The organism is Streptomyces sp. NPDC127197, assembly GCF_042672405.1.
GTDB lineage: Bacteria > Actinomycetota > Actinomycetes > Streptomycetales > Streptomycetaceae > Streptomyces > Streptomyces flavusporus.
Genome location: NZ_JBHXVG010000006.1, coordinates 171,637 through 194,347, shown reverse-complemented (window position 1 = coordinate 194,347; position 22,711 = coordinate 171,637). Strand labels below are relative to the sequence as shown.

The 22,711-nt window shown below is 70.9% G+C and carries 20 protein-coding genes and 1 tRNA gene; 12 read left to right on the top strand and 9 right to left on the bottom strand.

What is annotated here, in order from left to right; all coding sequences use genetic code 11:
* Nucleotides 1-197 precede the first annotated feature (197 nt).
* Nucleotides 198-4,547 carry a PAS domain-containing protein gene (locus ACFVJQ_RS12205; RefSeq protein ID WP_385783084.1) on the top strand — a complete coding sequence of 1,450 codons (4,350 nt, stop codon included), beginning with the start codon at nt 198-200 and terminating at the stop codon, nt 4,545-4,547.
* 9 nt (nt 4,548-4,556) lie between these two features.
* On the opposite strand, the gene ACFVJQ_RS12200 is transcribed toward ACFVJQ_RS12205, so the two are convergent.
* Nucleotides 4,557-5,135, bottom strand: a complete 579-nt coding sequence (locus ACFVJQ_RS12200; RefSeq protein WP_224740371.1) for a TetR family transcriptional regulator — start codon at nt 5,133-5,135, stop codon at nt 4,557-4,559.
* A gap of 141 nt (nt 5,136-5,276) precedes the next feature.
* Here ACFVJQ_RS12200 and ACFVJQ_RS12195 point away from each other — a divergent pair, with 141 nt between their 5' ends.
* On the top strand, nt 5,277-6,491 hold the full coding sequence (locus ACFVJQ_RS12195) for an MFS transporter (protein WP_385510542.1): 1,215 nt from the start codon (nt 5,277-5,279) through the stop codon (nt 6,489-6,491).
* A 56-nt stretch (nt 6,492-6,547) separates the two neighbouring features.
* On the opposite strand, the gene ACFVJQ_RS12190 is transcribed toward ACFVJQ_RS12195, so the two are convergent.
* From ACFVJQ_RS12190 to ACFVJQ_RS12165, 6 genes are all read right to left on the bottom strand, one after another.
* Nucleotides 6,548-8,203 (bottom strand): long-chain fatty acid--CoA ligase, encoded by a 1,656-nt coding sequence (locus tag ACFVJQ_RS12190; RefSeq protein WP_385783080.1) that lies wholly within the window; start codon nt 8,201-8,203, stop codon nt 6,548-6,550.
* Between the two features lie 148 nt (nt 8,204-8,351).
* Nucleotides 8,352-8,918 carry a SigE family RNA polymerase sigma factor gene (locus ACFVJQ_RS12185; RefSeq protein WP_224740374.1) on the bottom strand — a complete coding sequence of 189 codons (567 nt, stop codon included), beginning with the start codon at nt 8,916-8,918 and terminating at the stop codon, nt 8,352-8,354.
* A gap of 147 nt (nt 8,919-9,065) precedes the next feature.
* Nucleotides 9,066-10,211 carry a lipid-transfer protein gene (locus ACFVJQ_RS12180; RefSeq protein ID WP_385783077.1) on the bottom strand — a complete coding sequence of 382 codons (1,146 nt, stop codon included), beginning with the start codon at nt 10,209-10,211 and terminating at the stop codon, nt 9,066-9,068.
* Nucleotides 10,208-10,603, bottom strand: coding sequence for a MaoC family dehydratase (locus ACFVJQ_RS12175; RefSeq protein ID WP_385783347.1), 396 nt, complete (start codon nt 10,601-10,603; stop codon nt 10,208-10,210). Before ACFVJQ_RS12175 ends, ACFVJQ_RS12180 begins: the two co-directional genes overlap by 4 nt.
* 2 nt (nt 10,604-10,605) lie before the next feature.
* Nucleotides 10,606-11,463: a bifunctional MaoC family dehydratase N-terminal/OB-fold nucleic acid binding domain-containing protein gene (locus ACFVJQ_RS12170; protein ID WP_385510670.1), complete on the bottom strand. Its 858-nt coding sequence runs from the start codon at nt 11,461-11,463 to the stop codon at nt 10,606-10,608.
* A gap of 264 nt (nt 11,464-11,727) precedes the next feature.
* Nucleotides 11,728-12,048, bottom strand: a complete 321-nt coding sequence (locus ACFVJQ_RS12165) for a hypothetical protein (RefSeq protein WP_385510539.1) — start codon at nt 12,046-12,048, stop codon at nt 11,728-11,730.
* A 361-nt stretch (nt 12,049-12,409) separates the two neighbouring features.
* Here ACFVJQ_RS12165 and ACFVJQ_RS12160 point away from each other — a divergent pair, with 361 nt between their 5' ends.
* Entirely contained in the window at nt 12,410-13,279 is an 870-nt protein-coding gene (locus ACFVJQ_RS12160) for a bifunctional DNA primase/polymerase (protein WP_385510538.1), read from the top strand.
* A gap of 78 nt (nt 13,280-13,357) precedes the next feature.
* Here ACFVJQ_RS12160 and ACFVJQ_RS12155 read toward each other — a convergent pair.
* Nucleotides 13,358-13,442, bottom strand: a tRNA-Ser gene (locus ACFVJQ_RS12155).
* A gap of 234 nt (nt 13,443-13,676) precedes the next feature.
* On the opposite strand from ACFVJQ_RS12155, the gene ACFVJQ_RS12150 reads away from it, so the two are divergent.
* The 5 genes from ACFVJQ_RS12150 (at nt 13,677) to ACFVJQ_RS12130 (ending at nt 17,524) form a co-directional block, all read left to right on the top strand.
* Nucleotides 13,677-14,906, top strand: a complete 1,230-nt coding sequence (locus ACFVJQ_RS12150; RefSeq protein ID WP_385783073.1) for a helix-turn-helix domain-containing protein — start codon at nt 13,677-13,679, stop codon at nt 14,904-14,906.
* 55 nt (nt 14,907-14,961) lie between these two features.
* Nucleotides 14,962-15,402 (top strand): hypothetical protein, encoded by a 441-nt coding sequence (locus ACFVJQ_RS12145; RefSeq protein WP_385783070.1) that lies wholly within the window; start codon nt 14,962-14,964, stop codon nt 15,400-15,402.
* Nucleotides 15,399-15,920 (top strand): hypothetical protein, encoded by a 522-nt coding sequence (locus ACFVJQ_RS12140; RefSeq protein WP_385783067.1) that lies wholly within the window; start codon nt 15,399-15,401, stop codon nt 15,918-15,920. The genes ACFVJQ_RS12145 and ACFVJQ_RS12140 overlap by 4 nt, the downstream gene beginning before the upstream one ends.
* A gap of 132 nt (nt 15,921-16,052) precedes the next feature.
* A complete protein-coding gene (locus ACFVJQ_RS12135) occupies nt 16,053-17,168 on the top strand; it encodes a hypothetical protein (RefSeq protein WP_385783064.1) in 1,116 nt (371 codons plus the stop codon).
* Nucleotides 17,165-17,524: an ASCH domain-containing protein gene (locus tag ACFVJQ_RS12130; protein WP_385783062.1), complete on the top strand. Its 360-nt coding sequence runs from the start codon at nt 17,165-17,167 to the stop codon at nt 17,522-17,524. Before ACFVJQ_RS12135 ends, ACFVJQ_RS12130 begins: the two co-directional genes overlap by 4 nt.
* Nucleotides 17,525-19,128: 1,604 nt before the next feature.
* Here the strand turns inward: ACFVJQ_RS12130 and ACFVJQ_RS12125 are convergent.
* Nucleotides 19,129-19,671 carry a GntR family transcriptional regulator gene (locus ACFVJQ_RS12125; protein ID WP_385783059.1) on the bottom strand — a complete coding sequence of 181 codons (543 nt, stop codon included), beginning with the start codon at nt 19,669-19,671 and terminating at the stop codon, nt 19,129-19,131.
* A gap of 171 nt (nt 19,672-19,842) precedes the next feature.
* On the opposite strand from ACFVJQ_RS12125, the gene ACFVJQ_RS12120 reads away from it, so the two are divergent.
* Genes ACFVJQ_RS12120 through ACFVJQ_RS12105 form a run of 4 tightly spaced genes read left to right on the top strand, consistent with a single transcriptional unit; the run spans nt 19,843 to nt 22,594 of the window.
* Nucleotides 19,843-20,202 (top strand): hypothetical protein, encoded by a 360-nt coding sequence (locus ACFVJQ_RS12120; RefSeq protein WP_385783056.1) that lies wholly within the window; start codon nt 19,843-19,845, stop codon nt 20,200-20,202.
* Nucleotides 20,199-20,405, top strand: coding sequence for a hypothetical protein (locus ACFVJQ_RS12115; RefSeq protein ID WP_385783053.1), 207 nt, complete (start codon nt 20,199-20,201; stop codon nt 20,403-20,405). Before ACFVJQ_RS12120 ends, ACFVJQ_RS12115 begins: the two co-directional genes overlap by 4 nt.
* The gene (locus ACFVJQ_RS12110) at nt 20,406-21,815 is read left to right on the top strand and encodes a cell division protein FtsK (RefSeq protein WP_385783050.1); all 1,410 of its coding nucleotides are present in this window, start codon (nt 20,406-20,408) and stop codon (nt 21,813-21,815) included. It begins immediately after the preceding gene.
* A 50-nt stretch (nt 21,816-21,865) separates the two neighbouring features.
* The gene (locus tag ACFVJQ_RS12105; protein WP_385783047.1) at nt 21,866-22,594 is read left to right on the top strand and encodes a DUF2637 domain-containing protein; all 729 of its coding nucleotides are present in this window, start codon (nt 21,866-21,868) and stop codon (nt 22,592-22,594) included.
* Nucleotides 22,595-22,711 lie beyond the last annotated feature (117 nt).

The window sequence follows — 22,711 nt, the reverse complement described above, 5'->3', positions numbered from 1 at the left end:
TGCCGTGGGCGTGCGTGGGCGGGGGATCCGCGCTGGTTCGTCGTCCGTTGGACGTCGCCCCGTCGTGCGAGCTCTCTCTCATCCGGCGTCGCGAGCGCAACCCCAGCCCTTAGACTCCCTCGCGTGACACGTCGCGGGCAGGTTGGCAAGATGGCCCGAGCGGTCGGCAAGGTGCGGTAACAGGGAGGAAGCGTCTCGTGAGCAGCAGGCCATCCCGAGGCGCTGCTCGCCTCGCAGCCATACTCGACGCGCTGCCCGACGCGTTGGTACTGGTCAACGCCAACGGAACCGTCGTCAACGCGAACACCATCGCGCTCGAGGCCTTCGAGGCGCCGGGCACCGCGCTCGTCGGGCGCGGGCTGCTCGATCTGTTGCCGCAGTTCGACTCGAAGCTCATCCCGGGTTCGATGCGGCGGCCCGATCACATCGATCCCCGTGGGCGTACCAAGCCGACCCGGATGATCGCCCGGCGGACGGACGGGAGCGAGTTCCCCGTCGAGGTCACCAGCGCGAATCTGGAAAACGGCCAGCAGGCCTACGACAGTTACGGCTACAGCAGCGACGAGCTGCTCATGCTCGTCGTGCGGGATCTTTCCGGGACCGTCGACACGGAGGCGGAGCTCGCCCGCTCGCAGCGGCAGACCGAGATGATCCTGCGGGCGGCCTCCGAGGGCGTCGTGGGGACCGACACCGACGGGCGGATCGTGCTCGTCAATCCGGCCGCCGCGCAGATACTGGGCTACCGCGCCGGCGAACTCGGCGGCAAGGAACTGCACCCGCTCTTCCTGCACTCGCGGGCCGACGGCTCGCCCTTCCCGTACGAGGAGTCCCCGCTCGCCGACACCCTGCGTTCCGGGCGCAAGCACCGGGTGCGCGGGCAGGCGCTGTGGTCCAAGAACGGCGACAAGGTGGCCGTCGACCTGACGACCGCACCCGTTCGCGACGGTGACCAGCTGGTCGGTGCCGTGATGACGTTCACCGACCGGCGGCCGTACGACACGCTCGCCGAGGAGAAGGCGGCCGCGGAGAAGCAGCACGCGGAAGAGCTCGAGCGGCTCTCCGAGGAGCATGCCTCCGACCTCACCGCCCTGCGCCAGCAGCACGTCACCGAGCTCGAGGAGCTGCGCGAGCGGCACGAGGAGGAGCTGGCGGCCGGCGAGGACCGGTACGCCGCGCTCGCCGAGCGGGAGAAGGACCGGTACGAGGCGCTGGCCGGGCGACATGAACAGTTGCTGACGCTGCTCGGGGGTTCGCTGCGCGGGCCGCTCGACGAGCTGCGCCGCGAGCTGGCGGCGCTGGCCGCGGACGACGCCGGGCAGCTGTGGCCCGAGGCCAACCAGGTGCTGCATCACCTCTCGGCCGGGTACTCGCGGATCACCCAGCTCATCGACAACGTCCTCGGCTATCAGCGGCTGGACGCCGGGACCGAGGACATCACCCGTACGAAGGTCATGCTCGACAGCGTCGTGGCGGCCGGTGTCGACGGGGCGGTCGAGCTCATCGGGCCGGGGCGGATGCAGTTCGCCGTGCACGCGCCGCCCATCGAGGCCGAGGTCGACCCGAAGCTTCTCGCCACCGCCCTCGCGCACCTCGTCGCCGATGTCGCCGGGGTCGACTCGACCGGCAACTCGCCCGTCTCGGCGGGCGGTTACATGGACAACACCGTCGTGGTGGCGGCGGCGCAGCGCGGTGAGGTCGTACGGATCGAGGTGCGCGGCCCATACGCCGGGGGAGACCCGGTGCACGAGCCGATCGTGCGCGGGATCGTGCGGGCGCACGGTGGTGTGCTGCAGACGCACGAGGTGCCGGGGATGAGCGGCAGTGCGTACGTCCTGGAGGTTCCGCTCGGGGGTGGGGCGGGGGCCGTTCCCGCGCCGGCCGCGCCCGAGGCCGCCGGTGACGAGACCGGTGCCGACTCGTCCGAGCAGACCTCGGGCGGGCGGCGGCGGGCCCGGCGGGCCTCCGTGGACGCCTTCCTTGAGAGCGACCTACCGGGAGCCGGGCCCGAGACGGAGGCGGCCGCGCCCACCGGGCGGCGGCGCAGGCGTGCTGCCGCACCCCAGGCCCTGGAAGCGCCGGTCGAGGCGAGCGAGGTCGCCGGCGGTACGGGGCGCAGGCGCGGGCGGCCGGCCGAGGACGCCGGCGTGGTGGACGGTGCGCCGGAGGCTGGGGCGGGCGGTGTAGCCGAGGGTGCCGTCGTCACGGCTGCCGAGCACGCCGCGGGCGCCGCGGCCGTGGGCACGGGGCTGGGCGGGACCGTTCCGCCGCAGGGCGTGCCCGCGTCCGGTGGCGGACGGCGGGCCCGGCGCGCGGCGGGGGAACAGCACGCCCTGCCGCCGGCGCTGCCCGCGGCAGCGGCATCACCGGCCCCGGCCGGCTCGGGTGTCGAGGACCAGCAGCCGACCGGGCGGCGTCGGCGTGCCCTCGCCGCCGCCCAGGAACGTGCCGCCGCGCAGGCAGCGGAGCCGCGTACGGTCTTCGCGCTGCCGCCGGCGGAGGCGGACCGGTCGTCCGACGAGCCGCAGCCGGCTGCCGTCGCCCAGGTGCCGGGTCAGCCGCAGGCGCAGGCCATGCAGACGGCGGGTCAGCCGCAGGCGCAGGCCGCGCAGGTGCCGGGGCAGGGCGCCCCGGGTGCCGGGCACGCCGATGACCACGGCCGGCACGACGCTGTGCCGCACGACCAGTCCGAGGACCACACTCCGCCCCAGCCGCACCCGGCGAGCGCACCGACGGGCCGACGCCGACGGGCCGTTGCCCAGCCGGCGGAGGCGGCGACCGTGGCGTCTCCGCAGGCCATTCCGGCCCAGGTGACCCCGGCTCAGGGGACTCCGGGCCAGGCGGCCCAGGTGACGCAGGCAGCCCAGGCGGCACCTGCAGCCCAGGGTGCTCAAGCGACCCGGCCCGCACCCGCCGGCCTGCGCCAAGCCGTGCCCGCACAGCACGCGCCCGCTCAGGCCCCGGTCCAGCCCGTTGCCACGCCGGGCGCCCAGCCCGTCGCGCAGCCCCTCCCGGGCCAGGCCACTCCTGCGCAGAACGGCACGGCGCAGGGCCGGCCCCTCCCCGCCGAGGCGACCCCCGGTCACGGCACCCCGGCCCCGCAGCAGTGGCCCGGCACGGCCGACTCCGACGACACCGCCGGCACGGGCGCCCCGGTACCTCCGCAGGGCGCGGGCGCCGCCGTACCGCCGAACGCCGCCGGAAACCCCGTCCCCCCGGCCCCCGCCCCCGCTCCGCAGCCGACCCCTCAGCCTCAGGCCGCAGCCCAGCCCCAGCCCGCGCCGCAGACTCCCGCCCCCGGCACCCCCCTCCCCCCTGAGGCAGGGCAGGCGGCTCCGGTGCAGCAGGCGCGGGTCGCGCAGCCGCTGCCCGCCGAGGCCGCCGCCGCGCCCGCGGATCCGAACTCCACGCAGGGCCGGGCGATCAGTGTGCGGACGTTGGGGCAGGGTGTGCCGTTCACGCGGCAGGCGGCGCAGGTGCAGCAGCCGTCGGGCGGCGCCACGCCTCCCCCGCAGCAGCCCACCAGCGGCGGACGACGCCGCAAGCTCGGTACGCCGCCGGACCCGGCCGGCGCGCGCCCGGAGCAGTCCGCCCGCCCGCATCCGCCGGCCGAGCAGTCCCCCGTACAGCAGCAGCCGCAGCCGTCCCTCGCGGGGCAGTCCCGGCTCGCCGCGCAGGCGGGGGCGCAGGCCAGTGAGGGTGCCGGACGCTCGTACGCGATAGGCGCACCGGACGAGAACGCCGCCGAGGGACCCGAACCGCTGGACGGTCCGGGCGGTGCCGTCGAGGTCGCCGACACCCCGCGGCCGCAGCCGATGGACGACGAGCTGCCGCCCGAGCCACTGGACAACCCGCGCCGGCTGCTGGTCTGGCCCGCCCCGGACGTGTCGACCCAGCAGGCGCTCAGCGACCGCGGCTACCGGCCGGTGATCGTGCACTCGCGCGAGGAGGTGGACGCGCAGATCGCCGCGTTCCCGGCGGCGCTGTTCGTCGACCCGCTGACCGGGCCGATCACCCGGACGGCACTGCAGTCGCTGCGGCAGGCCGCCGTGGCCGCCGAGGTGCCGGTCATGGTCACGGCCGGGCTCGGGCAGGCGACGCGCGAGGCGGCGTACGGCGCCGATCCCGCCGTCCTGCTGAAGGCGCTCGCGCCGCGCGACAGCGAGCAGCACCCGCCACGGGTGCTGCTCATCGAGGAGCACGCGGAGATCGCGCTGGCGCTGACGGCGACGCTGGAGCGGCGCGGGATGCAGGTGGCGCGGGCGGCGAGCGACACGGACGCGGTGACGCTGGCGGGGCAGTTCCGGCCGAACCTGGTCGTGATGGACCTGCTCCAGGTGCACCGGCACCAGGCCGGGATCGTCGACTGGCTGCGCGCGAACGGGCAGCTCAACCGCACGCCGCTGGTCGTCTACACGGCCGCCGTCGACCAGGCCGACCTGCCGCGGCTCGCGTCGGGCGAGACGGTGCTGTTCCTCGCGGAGCGGTCCACCAGTTCCGAGGTGCAGAGCCGGATCGTGGACCTGCTGGCACGGATCGGCACGAACTGAGGCTGCGGTTCAGCGTGCCGTCAGCCGACGCGCCGCCTCCTTGATCGATGTGCGCAGGCGGTCGCGGTCGGTGTCGTCAGGTCCTACGAGGATGCGCTTCATCTGGGGGACGACGACGGCCCAGTTGGCGAGGGCGGTCAGCAGGAAGAGCAGGTCGGGGGCCGGGATGGCGTCGGTGATGACGCCGCGGTCCTGGCCGTCCCGGACCAGGGCGACCTTGCGGGCGTAGTGGTCCTGGCGCTCCGTCTCGTCGGGGAGTTCGGCACTGCCGTACTCCAGGCCCTCCCAGAAGAGCAGGCGCAGCAGCTCGGGGTGGGCGGCGTGGTAGTCGATCAGGCGGTCGATCCAGCCCTCGATGTCGTCCGGGTCGATGGGGACGGAGATGGCGAGGTCGAGCATCTTCTTCTCGAGGACGTGCGCGAACAGCTCCGCCTTGTTGCCGAAGTAGGCGTAGATCAGCTGCTTGTTCGCCCTGGCCTCGCTCGCGATGCGGTCGATGCGGGCGCCGGCGATCCCATGGCGGGCGAATTCGGCGACGGCCGCCTCGAAGATGCGGGCCTTGGTGGCCTCGGGGTCCCTGACTGCCATGGTCACAGGGTAGCGGAGGTAACCAACTATTTGGTTGACGGGAATGCCTGCACCTCGCAGACTGTTGGGCGGAAAGTCAACCAACCAGTTAGTTGCTAGAGCGGGCTCGAACGAGTCCGACTCGAAGGAGTCCTTCCGCTCATGCCCTCAGCAACCACCGCCGACCAGACGACAACCACCGCCCAACAGGCGACGCCGCCCCCCGAACGGAAGCCCGGTTCCGCCCTCTTCCTCATCCTCATCGCCGTCTGCAGCGCGGTCACGGCCGCCAACATCTACCTCGCCGCCCCGCTGCTCTCCCTCATCGCCCGCGACTTCGGCTCGGCCCCCTCGGCCGTGGCGTGGATCGCCTCGGTCGCGCAGTTCGGCTACGCGGTGGGCCTGCTGCTGTTCGCCCCGCTCGGCGACAGCGTCAACCGGCGTCGGCTGGTCACCGGCCTGACCGTGGTCACCACGGCCGCGCTCGCCGCCTCCGCCGCTGCTCCCGGCACTGCCGCCCTCGCGGCCGCCGTGTTCGTGACGTCCGCGGCGACCGTCGTGCCGCAGCTCCTCGTCCCGCTGGTCGCCGAGCGCGCCCCCGCCGATCGCCGGGCCCGTCATGTTGCGGCGGTAATAGCGGGGCTGTTCGCCGGCATCGTCGCGGCCCGCGTGGTCGGCGGACTGGCCGGTCAGGCATTCGGCTGGCGGGCGGTGTTCCTGGGCGCGGGCGTGCTCACTCTCGCCCTCGGCCTGGCCACGGCCCTGGTGCTGCCGTCGGAGCGCCGACCGCGCACCGGCGGTCTGTTCTCCGGCATCCCCGCGCTGCCCGGCCTGGTCCGCCGCTCTCCCGACCTGTGGCGGGCGTGCGTGCGGCAGGCGGGGATGTTCGGGGCGTGGAGCGCTCTGTGGACCTCGCTCGCGCTGCTGCTGACGGGGCCGGAGTACGGCCTGTCCACCGCCACCGCCGGGCTCTTCGGCCTCTTCGGGCTCGCGGCCAGCGTGGTGGCTCCGCTGGCGGGCGGTCTGGTGGACCGTTTCGGCGCCGCCAGGGTCGTACGGTCCGCGTATCTGCTCGCCGCCGTCGCTGTGCCGCTGTTCTGGCTGGGCGGGCAGGTGATGTGGGCCCTGTTCGTGGCGGCGGTCGTCATCCACGCCGCGCTGGTCGCCTCGCACGTCGCCAACCAGACCCTGGCCCTGACCACCACCTCCACCCCGGCCACCGCCAACACCGCCTACGTGGTCGCCGGCTTCGCGGGCGGCGCCGTCGCGTCCGCCCTCGCCGGCTCCGCCTTCAGCCACTGGGGCTGGGGCGGCGTGTGTGCTGTGGCGGCGGTGTGGCTGGTGCTGGGGTGGACGACGACGGCGGTACGGCGGTGACGGCTGCGGCGGTACGGTGGCCGATCTGCACCGCCGTACCGCCGTGGGCTCGTCCGTCAGAGCTGCGTGACGTCCAGCTCCCCCTCCGCGTACTGCCTGCGCAGCACCTTCTTGTCGAACTTTCCGACGCTCGTCTTCGGCACCGCCGGAACGATCGTCCAGCGTTCCGGAAGCTGCCACTTGGCGATCCCGCCCTCGTCGGCGAGGAAGGCGCGCAGTGTCTCGAAGTCGGCGGTGGCGCCCTCCCGCAACACGACGGTGGCCAGCGGGCGTTCGCCCCACTTCTCGTCGGGGACGGCGACCACGGCGGCTTCCGCCACGTCCGGGTGGGACATCAGGGCGTTCTCCAGCTCCACCGACGAGATCCACTCGCCGCCGGACTTGATGACGTCCTTGGCGCGGTCGGTGAGGGTGAGGAAGCCGTCGGGGGAGATCGTGCCGACGTCTCCCGTCTTCAGCCAGCCGTCCTCGCTGAACTTGTCGGCGGGGCGCAGGGGTTCGGCGTCAGGGCCGTTGTAGTAGGCGCTGGCGATCCACGGGCCGCGGACCTCCAGCTCGCCGGCGGACTCGCCGTCCCAGGGGAGGCGTTCGCCGCCGGGGCCGGTGAGGCGGGCCTCGACGCTGGTCGGGAAGCGGCCCTGGGTGAGCCGGTACGCGAACTCCTCCTCCGTGCCGACCGCGTGGGCCGGCGGGCGGGCGACCGTGCCGAGCGGCGAGGTCTCCGTCATGCCCCAGGCGTGGCAGACCCGCATGCCCAGCTTGTCGAACGCCTCCATCAGCGAGGGCGGACAGGCGGAGCCGCCGATGGTGACCTGGGTGAGGGAGGAGACGTCGCGGGGACGGGCGGTCAGCTCGGCGAGCAGGCCCTGCCAGATGGTGGGGACGGCGGCGGCGTGCGTCGGCTTCTCACGCTCGATCATCTCGGCGAGAGGCGCGGGCTGCAGGAAGCGGTCCGGCATCAGCAGGTTGACGCCGGTCATGAAGGTCGCGTGGGGCAGGCCCCAGGCGTTGACGTGGAACTGGGGGACCACCACCAGAGAGGTGTCCTGGTCGGTCAGGCCCATCGACTGGGTCATGTTGACCTGCATGGAGTGCAGGTAGACCGAACGGTGGCTGTAGACCACGCCCTTGGGGTCGCCCGTCGTGCCGGAGGTGTAGCACATGGCGGCGGCCTGGCGCTCGTCCAGCTCCGGCCAGTCGTACGCGGTCGGCTTGCCGGCGATCAGGTCCTCGTACTCGTGCACCTGGACGGCCGCGTCGGCGAGCAGCGAGCGGTCACCGGGGCCGGTGACGACGACGTGCTTGACGGTCTTCAGATGCGGCAGCAGCGGGGCGAACAGCGGCAGCAGGGAACCGTTGGCGATCACGACCCGGTCGGCGGCGTGGTTGACGATCCAGGCCAGCTGCTCGGGGGGCAGACGGAGGTTGAGGGTGTGCAGGATCGCACCCATGGAGGGGATCGCGAAGTAGGCCTCGACGTGCTCGGCGTTGTTCCACATCAGGGTGGCGACGCGGTCGTCGGCGGCGACGCCGAGGTCGTCGCGCAGGGCGTGCGCCAGCTGGGCCGCGCGGGTGCCGGTCTCGGCGAAGGAGCGGCGGTGTGGTTCACCCTCGCCGGTCCAGGTGATCACCTGCGACGATCCGTGGATCGTGGATCCGTGGGTCAGGATCCTTGAGATCAGCAGCGGTACGTCCTGCATGGTGCTCAGCACGGTTCCTCCCGGGGCGACATTGCCTACGCGGCGGTAAGGGTTGCGCTGATTCTGCGCACATACCGCGCGGTATGTCACTAGATCCCGGTGATCGATCACGTCACGTTGCCGCACACAACAGCGCGCTGCTACCGGACACGACGCTGCGCTATCGAACAAGCCCCAGCTCAGGGTCCTCGCGCAGCTTGCCGAGCGCCCGCGACACCGCCGACTTCACGGTCCCCACGGACACGCCGAGCACCTCGGCCGTCTGGGCCTCGCTCAGATCCTCGTAGTACCTGAGGACGACCATCGCCCGCTGCCGCGCGGGCAGCCGCATGATCGCCCGCCACATCGCGTCGTGCAGCGCCTGCTGCTCGGCGGGGTCGTCGCCGCCGGGCACCGGCTCCGGTTCGGGCAGCTCGTCGCAGGCGAACTCGTCCACCTTGCGCTTGCGCCACTGCGAGGTGCGGGTGTTCAGCAGCGCGCGGCGGACGTAGCCGTCCAGGGCGCGATGGTCCTCGATACGCTCCCAGGCGACGTACGTCTTGGTGAGCGCGGTCTGCAGCAGGTCCTCCGCGTCGCTCGGGTTCGCGGTGAGCGACCGGGCGGTACGCAGCAGCACCGGCTGCCGGGCCCGTACGTACGACGAGAACGACGGGTACGTCGCGCACGGATGGCTCTGCCTCGCTGAAGCAGCGGCGGTCGAAGCGCTGGTGCAGACGGGTGTGGTCATGGCTCAACGCTAGGTTCGCGACCGCCTCGGGCGGATCGGCCGCAGGTGCCGAAGACGAGTCCCCCTCAGGTTGTAGGGGTGGTGCCGGCTGCACCTCCTGGAGGTGGACGAGGGGAGGAGACGTACTGCGGGTTTACCCCTGGGGGCTCACCCGTCGGCCGTAAGGACCAGCCCGGAGGTCGGCACTCCCGTCCCCGCCGTCACCAGCGCCCGTGCCGCCCCCGGCACCTGGTTCACGGACGTGCCGCGCAGCTGCCGTACCGCCTCCGCGATGCCGTTCATACCGTGCAGGTACGCCTCTCCCAGCTGGCCGCCGTGCGTGTTCAGGGGCAGCCGGTCCGCGGCGACGAAGCCGGCCGCCTCCCCGGGGGCGCAGAACCCGTACTCCTCCAGCTGCATCAGCACGAACGGCGTGAAGTGGTCGTAGAGGATGCCCACGTCGATGTCGGCCGGGCCCAGGCCGGAGGTCCGCCACAGTTGCCGGGCCACCACCGCAGCCTCCGGCAGGCCGGTCAGGTCGCCCCCGTAGAAGCTCGTCATCTGCTCCTGCGCCCGGCCCGCGCCCTGGGCGGCCGCCGCGATCACGGCCGGGGGGTGCGGCAGGTCGCGGGCCCGCTCCACGGACGTGACGACGAGGGCCTGGCCGCCGTCCGTCTCCTGGCAGCAGTCCAGCAGCCGCAGCGGCTCCGCGATCCAGCGGGAGGCCGCGTGGTCGGCGAGGGTGATCGGGCGGCCGTGGAAGTACGCCGCCGGGTTGGTGGCGGCATGGCGGCGGGCGGTGACCGCCACCGGCCCGAACGCCTCCTCGGCCGTGAGCCCGTACGTGTGCAGATAGCGCTGGGCCGCCATCGCCACCCAGGAGGCCGGGGTGAGCAGCCCGAACGGCATCACCCAGCCGAGCGCCACGCCCTCCGCCGACGGCTCCCGGTGCCGTACGCCGGAACCGAAGCGCCGCCCCGAGCGTTCATTGAACGCCCGGTAGCAGACGACGACTTCCGCCACCCCCGCTGCCACCGCCAGCGCCGCCTGCTGCACGGTCGCGCACGCCGCGCCGCCCCCGTAGTGGACGCGGGAGAAGAAGGACAGCTCGCCCATGCCGCAGGCCTGGGCGATCGTGATCTCCGGACTGGTGTCCATGGTGAACGTGACCATGCCGTCCACGTCGGCCGGTGTCAGCCCGGCGTCGTCGAGGGCCGCCCGCACCGCCTCCACGGCCAGTCGCAGCTCGCTGCGCCCGGAGTCCTTGGAGAACTCGGTGGCGCCGATACCGGCGATCGCGGCGCGCCCGCTCATGCGGGGCCCCGAGCGGGAAGCGTGACCGTGACCGTGCCGGTCACATGTCTGCCGATGCCGTTGTCGCCGGTCACCCGCACCACGGCCGTGCCCGCGTCGACCGCCTCGACCCGGCCGGTCAGCACCATCGTGTCGCCGGGGTGGTTGGGCGCGCCGAGCCGGATGGCCATCTTGCGGAGGGCTGCCGTGGGGCCGAAGTGGTCGGTGATGTAGCGGCCGACCAGGCCGTTCGTCGTCAGGATGTTCATGAAGATGTCGGGGGAGCCCTTCTCCCGGGCCGACTCCGAGTCATGGTGCACGTCCTGGTAGTCGCGCGAGGCGATCGCCCCTGCCACGATCAGCGTCCGGGTGATCTCGATCTCCAGCGGCGGCAGTTCGTCGCCCACGCGCACGCTCACCCCGTCACTCCTCGGAACACGGGAAGCACCAACTCCTCGTCGTACCGCCGGAATTCGAGCCGCACCGGCATCCCGATCCGCACCTTGTCGTACGGCACCCCGATCACGTTGCTGACGATCCGCACGCCCTCCGCGAGCTCGATCAGCCCCACCGCGTACGGCGGGTCGAACGCCGGGAAGGGGGGATGGTGCATGACGACGTACGAGTGGACCGTGCCCTCTCCGCCCGCGCGGACGGTGTCCCAGTCGAGGCAGCCGCAGGTGTTGCAGCCGGGCAGCCAGGGGAAACGCAGGGTCCGGCAGTCCGTGCAGCGCTGGATCAGCAGCTCGTGCCGCTCGACGCCCGCCCAGAAGCCGGCGTTGTCGCGGTTGACGACGGGGCGGGGGCGGCGGTCCCGCGACGGGGGTTGCTTCTGCCGTGCGGGCGCGTACTTGAGGATGCGGAAGCGGTGCGTGCCGGTGAGTACGCCGGCCGTGCGGATGTCCGTGCGGGTCGTGACGAAGTATCCGGCGCCCAGTTTTGTCGTCTTCCGGTCGGAGACCGACTCGATGACCGTGTCGAAGGTGAGCTCGTCGCCGGGTCGCAGCGGCCGCAGATACTCCTGCTCGCAGTCGGTGGCGACCACCGCGGTGCAGCCCGCCGCGTCCAGCAGGCCGAGGAGTTCGTCGTACGCCGTCGTCCGCGCCGTATGCCCGGCGAGGCCGCCCATCGTCCAGGCCTGCAGCATGGTGGGCGGGGCGATGGCGTCGGGGCCGGTGTACGCCGGGTTGGTGTCGCCGAGGGCCTCGCACCAGTGGCGGATCATGGGCAGGTTGACGGGGTCCTTGCCCCTCCCGGCAACGGTGGCGGGCATGCCTTCGTAGGCCTTGAGGCGCGCGGACAGGCCGGCGGCGTCGTCCTCCACGGTCGTACCCCTCCCGTACGTCCGGTCCTTGCCGGCGCTTCTCGGTGCTTCCCACGACGGGTTTCTGACTGTCCGTCAGATAAGGCCCGGTGTCAAGGTCGGCGCACACGCCTGCGCGGCGGTGCCGAAGCACCGCCGCGCGGACGGACCTTGCTCACCCCACAGAGCACACCCCACACAGAAGTCGAGGGGGCCGGCGCCGGCCCCCTCGGGTCACCACCAGAGGGGGGTGAAGTTGACGGCCGTGTTGTCGTTGCCCTGATTGATGGACGTGAACGCGGAACCGTCGACCTGCGCGGTGTTGGACTGGTTCGAGGCGCCGGAGCCGACGGCCTGCTGCTGGGTGGTGGACGAGTTGCCGTTGTTGTCGTCGCCGACACCGCTGCCGACGACGCCCGCGACGGCGGTCGAGGCGCTCGATCCGTTGTCCGCGAACGAGCCGTTGTCCGCCGTCGCGACACCGGTGAAGAGGGCGGCTGCGAGCGGAAGGGCGGACAGTGCGGCCACAACGCGGGCGGTACGGATGTTTGCCATGTGTGTTCCTCCAGAACCAAATACGCACCGGCCGGGCGGCCGAGAGCGCTGAAGTACGGCTTTCACCAGGGCAGTTGGCCGACCACCCCGGTGCTGTGAGCACGACGTCGCGAGACCAGAGTTGCCCACCGAATCCCCGGCGAACCATCCCGGAAGCCGTGATTCGCCCTCAAGCGTGATGACAAGTCGATAAACCCCTTTCGCCACGTTGGCCCCACAGGCCAGGACGGGACAGACGGATCCGACCCAAGCACCGCAACAGGTAAAAGGTTCCGCCACGTTTCCGGCCAACCCCCCGGCGAGCGGCGCGCCGCACCCACCCCCTCTTCCCTTCTTCGAACGTACGTACGAAAATGAAGCCATGGCCACCACCGACCGGCAGGCCACGACGCTGGCCCTCGCACACGCCCTGTCAGCCGCCGAACGCGGACTGGCCGTCATCCCCCTGACCCGGACCAAACTCCCGGCCCTGCGCTCCCCGCACCGGGACGACCCCACCGCTCCCGTGTGCCACGGCGAATGCGGCCGCTTCGGGCACGGTGTGTACGACGCCTCGACCGACCCGCGCCGCATCCGCGAACTCTTCGCCGCCGCCCCCTGGGCCACCGGCTACGGCATCGCCTGCGGCCTGCCCCCGCACCACCTGATCGGCATCGACCTGGACACCAAGTCGGGCACCGACTCCTCCGCCGCCCTGCGCGAACTGGCCCTGCGCCACCTGTTCACGATCCCCGCGACGGTGGTCGTCCTGACACCCAGCGGCGGCCGCCACCTGTGGCTGACCGGACCGCCCGACGTGGCCGTCCCCAACTCGGCCGGCCGCCTCGCCCCCGGCATCGACGTCCGGGGCGCCGGCGGCTACCTCGTCGGCCCCGGCTCACGCACCGACCACGGTGTGTACGGCACCGCACCGGGCACCGCCCACCTGGCGCCGGCCCCGTGCCCGCCGGCCCTCCTGCGCCTCCTGCTCCCACCGCCCCGCCCGCCTCACCGCACAGCGGGCCCATCGACCGCCGGACACGGCCAGGGCCTGGTCCAGTTCGTCCTCGCAGCACACGAGGGCCAGCGCAACACCCGCCTCTTCTGGGCAGCCTGCCGCGCCTACGAGAACGGCCTGGGCCCCGACCTGGTCCCGGCCCTGATCGAGGCGGCCCGGGGGACGGGCCTCAGCGAACGCGAGGCACGCGCGACGATCGCGTCCGCGGCACGGTTGACGCAGCAGCGGCAGTGAGAGCGGGCGCCGATCACCAGCGCGTGAAGCGGAACAGCCCCTGACCGATTCTCCCTGGTCAGAGGCCGTTTCGACGGGCGGTGGGTGTGGGATTTGAACCCACGGTGGCTCGCGCCACGACGGTTTTCAAGACCGTTCCCTTAGGCCGCTCGGGCAACCCACCTCCGTCCCGCCTACCAGCGGCGGAACGGCTACAGAGTACCGGGCTCGTGCGCCGCGCGGGCTCCGTGGTCCACACGGGGTCCACTGGCACCGTTGCCGGGCACTTCGTGACCTGGAGAACTCCACACGCGGCACGCGGCCTGGGTACCGTCAAGGGTAGAAGCCCCGACGGATGGAGCACGATGCCTCGCCGCCCTCTGGACCGCCGGCGCCTCACCGATAGGGGGGCGCGCTGATGCTGGAAGAAGCCGAAGAGATCGGCCGTCGCGCACGCCGCGCACGGCTCCGCCTCGGCATGACGCAAGCTGACCTCGCTGCCGCCCTGGGCAAGACTCAGGGGTGGGTCTCCAAAATGGAACGCGGGCACATCGAGCTGGACCGCGTCGGCCTGCTTAACCTGCTCGCCTCGGAGCTGCACGTACACCCGAACGACCTGATCGGACGCCCGTACAACAGCTCTCCGGCCGAGAATCAGTGGCAGGTCTCTGCCGCAGCGATCATGCGTGAGCTGCGCCGCTACGACCTCGCCCCCGTCTTCGACGGCACGCCCCGACCCGCCAGTCAGCTCTGGCAGGAAACCACCCGCCTTCACCGCCTGCGTGACGCCGCTGCCAACGTGGCGATCATGGAAGTCCTCCCCGACCTGTTCCGGGAGGCACGCGCCCTCGCCGAAGTCTCCACGGGACACGAACGGGAAGAGGCGTTCGCCATCTACGCCGTGTGCTGCAAGTTCGCCCACACGGCCGCGCACGCCCTTGGACACCCTGAGCTGATCGCCATGGCGTGTGAGCGGGCCACCTGGTCCGCCCGGCAGTCCGGCGACCCTGTCATGCCTGCTGTCGCCGACTGGATGCGGGTCTGGGACATGTGGGCCACTGCGGACTGGGACGACGCAATTGCCCTGTCAGACAAGGCGATTCGCAGCGTGCAACAGGAATATGACCGAGGTGAGCCGCTGGCAGTGCGCGCGTGGGGGTCACTGCAACTGCGGGCGGCAGTCTCGGCTGCGCGGGGAGGTCGCAAGGCCGAAGCGAAGGACCGGATCAAGCACGCGCGGAGTGCAGGCAAGCGGATGGCAGAGGCCGCCGGGCCTCCGGTCTACGACCGCCACAGCCTGACCTTCTCGCCGGGCAACGTGCAGATCCACGCGATCAGCGTCGCTCTGGAGATGCATGAACAACGTGAGGCCCTGTCGATAAACCGGCGCACGAGTAAGGAACTGGTCGAAGCGCTCCCCAACTCCCGCCAAGGGCACCACCACATGGACCTTGCCCGCGCTTGGCTGTGGGATGGGAACCGCGACAAGGCGCTGAAGGAACTGGAGAAGGCCGAGCGCATCGCCCCCCAGCTCGTCCGCAACCACCCCATCGCCCGGTCAACCCTGCGCAGCATCGTGTACGCCGAGCGCGCGAGCACCCGCGAGAAGCTGCGCCGCATGTCAGACCGCTTCCACCTCGACGGATGAGGGTCGTATTCCTGCGGTTCATATTGGGCCCTGGAGATCTTCATAGCTTCGAGGCATGGCCGAACAGACCTCGAAGCAACTCCCGGCGCGGGGCGCCGAGTTAATCCCTGGCGCCCCGTTTCATCCTCGCCTCGGCGACCTCGCTCTCGACCTCGCCAAGGGCGGGAAGATCGGTGTGTGCGTCGCCCTGCCGAGCGACAGCTCTGCGTCGTACCAACTGCGCCCGCCTGGTGGTGGTGAGGACTGGCGGGCCAGGTCCGACGGAAAGACCCTGCGCCCCGTGCCCGTCCCGGTCACGCATGCCACCCCCCTGAAACGGGACGCCGCCTACGACCATCGCGCCCAGCAGGCCGCGCTGCCGGTCACCGTGCACTACGAGGACGGTGGCGCCTGCGAGACGATGCTCGTGCTCACCCCGGCGCAAGTCGAGCTGTACTACATCCAGCTCGGTCAGCTCATCGAGGCGAGGGAATCGGCTCGGGAGCATGAGCGGTGAGCCCGGCCGTGCTGATGCTCGCTCCGCCGGCCTCTGCACGTCCCCTGATGCGGTCGCCCATCGCCTTCCGCTGTGAGGCGACCGCCCACGACCTCAGTGGCACTCGCGAGGTTCTGCTCGCCACCTACCGCGGCCGGTCTCCGCGTCTCGCCACGCGCTGGCTACGCGCCCAGGCACTTCACCTCGCCCGACTGCTGTCCCCGGATCCCGGGGCCGTGTTCTTCCGGGATGCGCCGCTCATCACCGCCCGGCCGGACGTTCCTCGCCCTGATGCGGAACTGCGGGGCTGGGCCGCCAGTGACCAGGCGTACGAGCACGCAATACGCGCTCTCGCCGCAGGCCGCGCGTTCGTGTTCGAGGTGACGGACTACGACGCCCGGTACTCCCTCCGGGTGTATCCGCTGCCCACACGCCGCCCGGCACCCCCGCAAGCCCCCGTCCCCGCCCGGTGCCCACCCCACTCCCCGGCGGGGACGGGTCGCCACCGGCGGCCACGGGGACGGCGCACGCCCCGATGACCCCCGCCCCCGCGTCTTTCCCGGTTCCCCCCCGGCGCGGGGGCGGGCTCACCACCCACCGGAGCTCTACCGCTGAACGCACACCCGCCGCTCTGCGGCGCAGTCCTGCCCATCTACCGAGGGGAAGACGCGGTGACCACCTATCCCGTATCGCCGAACACCGTGCTCGCCAACGCGCTGACGCACGCTGATGACCTGCTCAGGCCGCACATCGTCCACGCGGCCCCGAAGCGGATCGTGTTCGTGGTGGGAACGCAGATCAACGGAGCGCCGCACATCGGAACGTCCCTCGTCCAGTCGCTCACGTTTGCCACTGCGGCGCGCATCCGCGACAAGTTCGGCGTACCGGCCGAAGTCCAGTTCGGTGCCCTCGACAACGCGCCGTACGCCATCGTCACCGACAAGGAGACCGGTCACCGCTACCAGCGGGCTTACGCGCACGCCCTGGGCGCGGCCGGCATCGCGGAACAGGTCGACAAGCTGTACCGCCCGATGTTCACGGCCCTGTCCGAGCGCCTACATGTGTCGTACTCGGTCGAGACCTACAGCCAGCAGCAGGCGGGCGACCACTTCCGCCGTACCTGGCTGCGCGTGCTGCCCCGCATGGATGCCGCCCGCTGGTACCTGTCCCCGTCGTCCGGCGTCCCGCACGTCCGTGTCCCCTGCCCGCGACCCGGTTGCGGGTGGGCCGAGAAGTACGCGGAGCGAACCCGCGTCCGTGACGACGGCTTCGAGCGGGCAACCGTCTCGGCCGTGTGCCTGCACCATGGCGAATACGAGGTCGTCATCGAACCAGCCAACGGCGGCTACCTGGACCTGGCCACGCTGTACAGGAACCTGGTCAAGGAGCTGGCCATCACCGGAGCGGTCGGCACGCTATACGTCATGGTCAAGGGCAGCGACTGGATGCCCGGCTGCATCCTCGTCGACGGTGCCCTACAGGCGGTCGGCCTCACCCGCGGGCAGTTGCCCGCCCGTCTCTTCTGCCCCCAGGTGGTCACGGACACGGGCGCGAAGCTGTCCAAGTCCCTCATCCGAGAGGGACGCGCAGCCTTGCCCGACGGTGCCGCCCCGTGGATGCTCGACACCCGAGAGTGGCCGGGCTCGTTGGCTGAGTACGTTGACCGCTTGCTCGGTCTGACGGACGTATTACTCGCCGATCCACGCCACTTCTTCCGCTCGTACTCGGCCGGTGAGCTCGGCCGACTCATGACCGCTGCAACAGCTAGGAGCGTTCCCGCCCCATGACGGAGACTGCCGCCGCGCGCGTCCGCGAACTGAACCTCTACCGCCGGTACTTCGACCTGGTCGCCGCTGGCCAAAAGACGATCGAGGTGCGGGTGAAGTACCCCCACCTTGAAGACCTGGCGGCCGGAGACGTCATCCGCTTCCGCATCAAGGGCACGGCCGAGACGTGTGACGTCCTGGTGAAGCGGGTCACGGAGTACAAGACGTTCGAGGAACTGCTCGACGGGGAGGGTCCAGCGAACGTCAACCCGGCCTCCACCCGTGAGCAGCAGCTCGCCAACATCCGCGAGATCTACCCAGCGGAGAAGGAAGCGCTCGGCGCGCTCGCCATCGAAATCGAGTTGCTGCCGCAGTAGCCCGCCGCGTGGCCCCCGCTCCCCCGAAGGGGACAGCGCGGCTTCCTCGGCGCCCGCCGCTCGTCGCCCGTGCTACGAGCGGCGGGCGCCAACAAGAGACCGGACCACCCCTCAGCCTGGACAGCGATCCGGGGTGGTCCGGTCCTGGAATCCCTGGTCAGGACCCCGGTGCCGATGGTACCGGGGCGGTCGGCGTGCTCGAATGCGGGTGCGGCTGCAACCCCCTTTCGCTGTTGCCGAGTTAGAGAGGGTCACTGTTGCGGTCTGGTCGACCGAATCCACGTTCTGACCTGCGCCACCGAAAGTCAGCCACGACGGTGGGTGCGCCGAACGAGCACCCGTCACGTGTGTTTCCAGCAACCCCCCGCCGGCCTCAGCCACGCCTCTTCCACTCGTCACGGCCCTCGCCCCCGTCCCGCCCTGGGCGTTGTCGACGCAGGCACGTGGCACATGGGCCTGCCTGCGGCTTTGGATTCCAGCGGCTGCGAAGCGTGGACTGGTCGGGTTGCTTCCTGGTCTGGCTGTCCGCCTTGGCGGTGCTGCGCGCTGAGCGGGTGGGGGCCGCCGGAGCGGGGCGGTAGACAGGAGCGGCGGCGGCCCGTGGCCGCCCGCGCGCGCGGCCCGCCGTAGGCGGGCCGCCTTGATCCAGTAAAGAAACTCTGCACAGCTCCGGCGCTCTGGATCCAGTAAAGAAACTCTGCACAGCTCCGGCGCTCTGGGCCCGTGGCCGGTCGCAGGGCCATGCGCCGCCCCCGCCTTCCCATCCGTTCCACGACTTCACTGGCGCTATGACCTCGTATTGCCGCATTGCTGCCTATTTTTTCTGACGGTCTGCGGAATTTATCCACAGGCTGGGGGCCGCATAGTTCTCGCGATGGCCAAGCAGTGAGCAAGCCACTTCAGGGCGAGTGACCTAGATCACAGAAGGAGGTGTCACACCAATACGGGTTCTCGGCACCTGTAGCAGACGAATACGGGGTTCCCAGTGGGCCCGGAGCCAGAGGCTAAGGAGTGGCGTGGATCACAGAATTGGGGGTCACACCGATGCGGATTTCTACACCCCTATAGGCGATCCGCGATGGAGCGAGCGGCGAAACATAGCAGCACATCGCCGGTTAGCCAAACCGGTGATTCTCCGGACTATTGATGCTCCTGGCCGACGACCGGAAGGACGAGTGACGTGAGCGCAGGGAGGCTCGGATTCCCGCCTTGCGGGATGCGCGGGAATCCGAGGGACGGTTTCTGCCCGCCCTGCGGGAGCGCAGCGCTGCACCCCTCGTACGTGTCCGGTCTGGCAGGTAGACCTATCTCAACAGCCGCGATGACGGCTTGCCGGGCGGTACGGGCAAGCCCTGATCCGTCGATGGATGGCCCCTGGGCAAGCCTTCGGGCAAGCCCTCGACGGTTGGCTGAACGCAGTACGCAAGAACGGCACGGCAGCGAACGGGGAGACATGACCGAGCAGATACGCGACTCACGAGAGGGGATGGTCAGCATTCACAGCCGGGAGGCGGCAGAGGTGGCTGCATTGGTCCGCGAAATGAGGGCCACGGTGGCGAGGCTCGGCCGTGAAGTGAGGGAAATGCGTCAGGAGGTCGTGCAACTCAAGAGCGCGGTTCCTGCTGCTGAGCCTTCTTCAACTCCTCGACCTCGCGGCGCAATTCCTGATGCTCGGCGCTGAGCGCTCGGATCTCGTCACGCAACGCGGTGAGCATTTCGGTAAGGGAGGGTTCGGCAGTCTTAGGGCTGCCAGCCTTTCCCTCATCGGAGTCACCGAAGGGAATCTTCTCGCTACCAGGCGGCTGCCACCATCCGTGGGAGGTGCCGGCGGCGGCCTCGTCGGCAGGGGCCTCGGTCGAGTTCCCGAGGTACCAGGCGGGTGCGGTGTAGCCGATACCCGTGCCTTCGAAGTCCGCGACGAAGCTGCCCCGGCCCTGGATGGTGTAGATCAGCCCTTCGTCCCGGAGCACCCCGAGTGCGGAGCGGGCGGTCATGTTGGCCACCCCGAAGCGCTCTTGCAGCTCGCGGTAGGAGGGAAGCTGTTCGCCCGGCTTGTAGCGGCCTGCCTTGATCTCACGCCGAAGCTCGTCGGCTGCGTGCTGGTAGGGCGGCCGGCGGTCGGGCTTAGCAGAGCTAGCAGGCGTCATGTCCCTCAGGGTAGCGAGATCTAGCTGCCCTAGCACACCCCTCTGACAAAGGCACACCCATATATCCGCCCACCTAGCACTCGTCGTTCGCTTGACATTGCTAGCTGGGCTAGGTTCTATTGATCACGCCCCGCCACCCGGCGGAGCACCTACCGAAAGGACGTAACACCCATGGCCCGTATCCGTGTTGGCCTGCTCCCCACCGCGTCGTTCATGGTCGGCACCCTGCCGGTGCCGAAGTACGCGGACGCCGAGAAGACCCAGTTCGCCGTGGATCGAGAGACCGGCGCGAAGCTGATGACGATCACCCTCTTCTTCATGGAGGAGGACCGCGCCGAGGCGCTGAAGATCACCGTTCCGGAGACCGGTCTTCCCAACGGCCTCAAGCCGGGTCTGCCGGTGATGCCGGTGGAGCTGTTCGCCACCCCGTGGGCGCGGATCTTCAACGGCCAGCTCTCGGACGGCATCGCCTACCGCGCCGACCGCCTGGACCTGGTCGGCGGCTCTGCCCCGGCCGCTGAAGCCGCGTGAGCGGCACCGCTTTCCGGTTCGGCGCTGAGCGCAGCTACCCGCTGGCTCACGCCGGACCGGACCCCCGGTTCACCGAATCCCTCGTCAACTCGGTGGCGGCCGTGCTCGTCGGCTACGGCTACCCCCGCTTCGCCGCCCTGGAGGACTGGGCGGCCCTCGAATCGGCCCTCGCGGCCTTCCTCTACAACCCCAAGGAGCAGTAGATGTCCGTGCAGGAGGTGTTCGGCCTCGCCCCTTTCGTCGCGCTGATCGGCCTCGCCGTGTTCGTCATATGGGGCGTGGTGTGGGTGGTCCGCTACCTGCTGGCCGACTCCATGATGCGGGCCAGCATCCGGCAGGCCGTACGAGTGCGCCGCACCTGGAAGCGGTTCGCCGCGATGGTGGGGCTGTCCGTGACGGACAAGACGCCCACTGCCATGGCGTCGCTGTCGAACACGGACGGCAAGCCGCCCAAGCCCCGGGTCCTGACGCCGACTCTGAAGGTAACGCCGGACCCGTTCGGCGTGGTCGTGCGGGCCAACTGCCTGCCGAAGGTGGGCCTGGAGGAGTTCCAGAAGGCCGCGCCCTATATCGCGGACGCCTGGCGGTGCACGCGGGTGTCCGTCGCCCAGGACAAGCCCGGTCAGGTCCTCATCCGCGGCGTGCGCGTAGACCCGCTCATCACCAAGACCTCGCACACCCCTACCGGCAAGGTCCCGGAGAAGCTCGCCGTGTGGAACCTGGGCGTGGACGAGTACGCCCAGGCGGTGAGTGTCGACCTGGCGGAGGTGCCCGGCGTGACCGTGGCCGGCCTGCCCGGCTTCGGCAAGACCTCGCTGGTCAACCGGTTCATCTGTGATTGCGCGCCCTCACCCGCCGTTCAGATCGCGGTCGCGGACGGCAAGGTGTCGGAAGCACACGAGGGGGACTACGCCGACCTGATCGACCGGTTGTTCGCGTTCGTCGGCGACGATCTGGACCAGGCTAACGCGCTGTTCAAGCGCCTCGTACAGCTGCGCAGGGCCCGGCACTCGGCGATCAAGTCGGTCCTGGGCAAGAAGGACATGTGGCACATCGGGCCGTCCGCACAGTGGCCGTGGGTGGTGCTGATCATCGATGAAGCGCACACCTACTTCCGCGACTACAAGGGCTCCGACCGTGAAACCAAGCGACTCGCAGCCCTGACGGCGGAGAACGCCCGGCTCGTGGAAGACCTGGTCAAGAAGGGCCGCAGCGTCGGCATCCTCGTCATCCTCGCCACCCAGAAGAGCACGGGCGACGCCATCCCCACCTTCATCCGCGACGTGTGCCCCGTCGGCCTGTCCTTCGCCCAGAAGACCGCTGACGCGGCCGTGGCCGCCCTCGGCGACGACATCCGCGAGTGGCCCGACGCCAGCCCGACCCTGTTGCAGGAACCGGCGTACGTCGGCGTCGCGGTAATGAAGACCAGCGGGCAGAAAGGCTTCACCCGCCTGCGCACCCCGTACGTCAGCGAGACAGACTCCGCCGACATCGCCGCCCGAACGGCCCACCTCACCGCCGACCCGGCCGACCTGCTTGCCGCTCAGCTCCCCGGCATCGACCTCACCAAGGACGACCTGGACGACGACTCCACGCCGCCGCTGGCGGCCTGACGCCGACACAGCCAACGATCCCCGCGTCATCGAAAGGAGGTGAACACCCTATGTCTGAGGACCGGATCACCCAGCGCACCGTCACCGTGGTCATGGGCATCATCGCCCTCCTGGCCTTCGTCTTCTCCTTCGGCAACGTCTGGGCCCTAGCCCTGCGCCTGGGCGTCCCCGCCCCCATCGCGCCACTGATCGCCCCGATGGTGGACCTGTCCTTGGTCGGGCTCCTGGTCGCCCTGCGCTACCTCTCCCTGCGCGGCGTCCCGCCCGAGCAGATGAAGGCAGCAACCCGCCTCATGCACGTCTCCGGCCTGCTGACCCTGGCCCTCAACATCGCCGAACCCATCGCCGCCGGGCACTACGGCCGCGCCGCTGTCGACGCTGTGGCTCCCCTGCTCCTCCTCGGATGGGGAGCGGTCGGCCCCCAGCTCCTCCGCTCCTTCCACGCGGTCACCATCAGCGCCACCGCCCCGGCTGTGGCCACGGCTACCGAACCGGCCGAGCACCCAGCCCCGGCCTCCGCCGATCCGGAACCCGTCTCGACGCCCGCTCCGGCCACACTCAGCACGGTTTCCGACCCGGCCCCAGTCGCTTCGGTCACCGCCCCGGCCCCCGTCGCTCCCGCGCCTGCGGTCAAGGTGCCTGAGCCGCTGCTCGCCGAAGCTCGCTCCATCGCCGCATCGCACCACGCCGAGCACGGCGAACCCATCACTGCGGCCCAGCTCAAGAGGCGGCTCGGCATCGGCCTGCCCATGGCCACCGCGCTCCACGCCGCCCTGTAGGGCCGCACCCTCCGCCGGCCTTTCCGGCACCTCCCGCCCTCGCCCGCCCCTGGGACCGACCCGTCATGCCCTGCGGGCAGCAGCCCGAGCGCACTGAATCGCTGCTGCCCGCAGGTC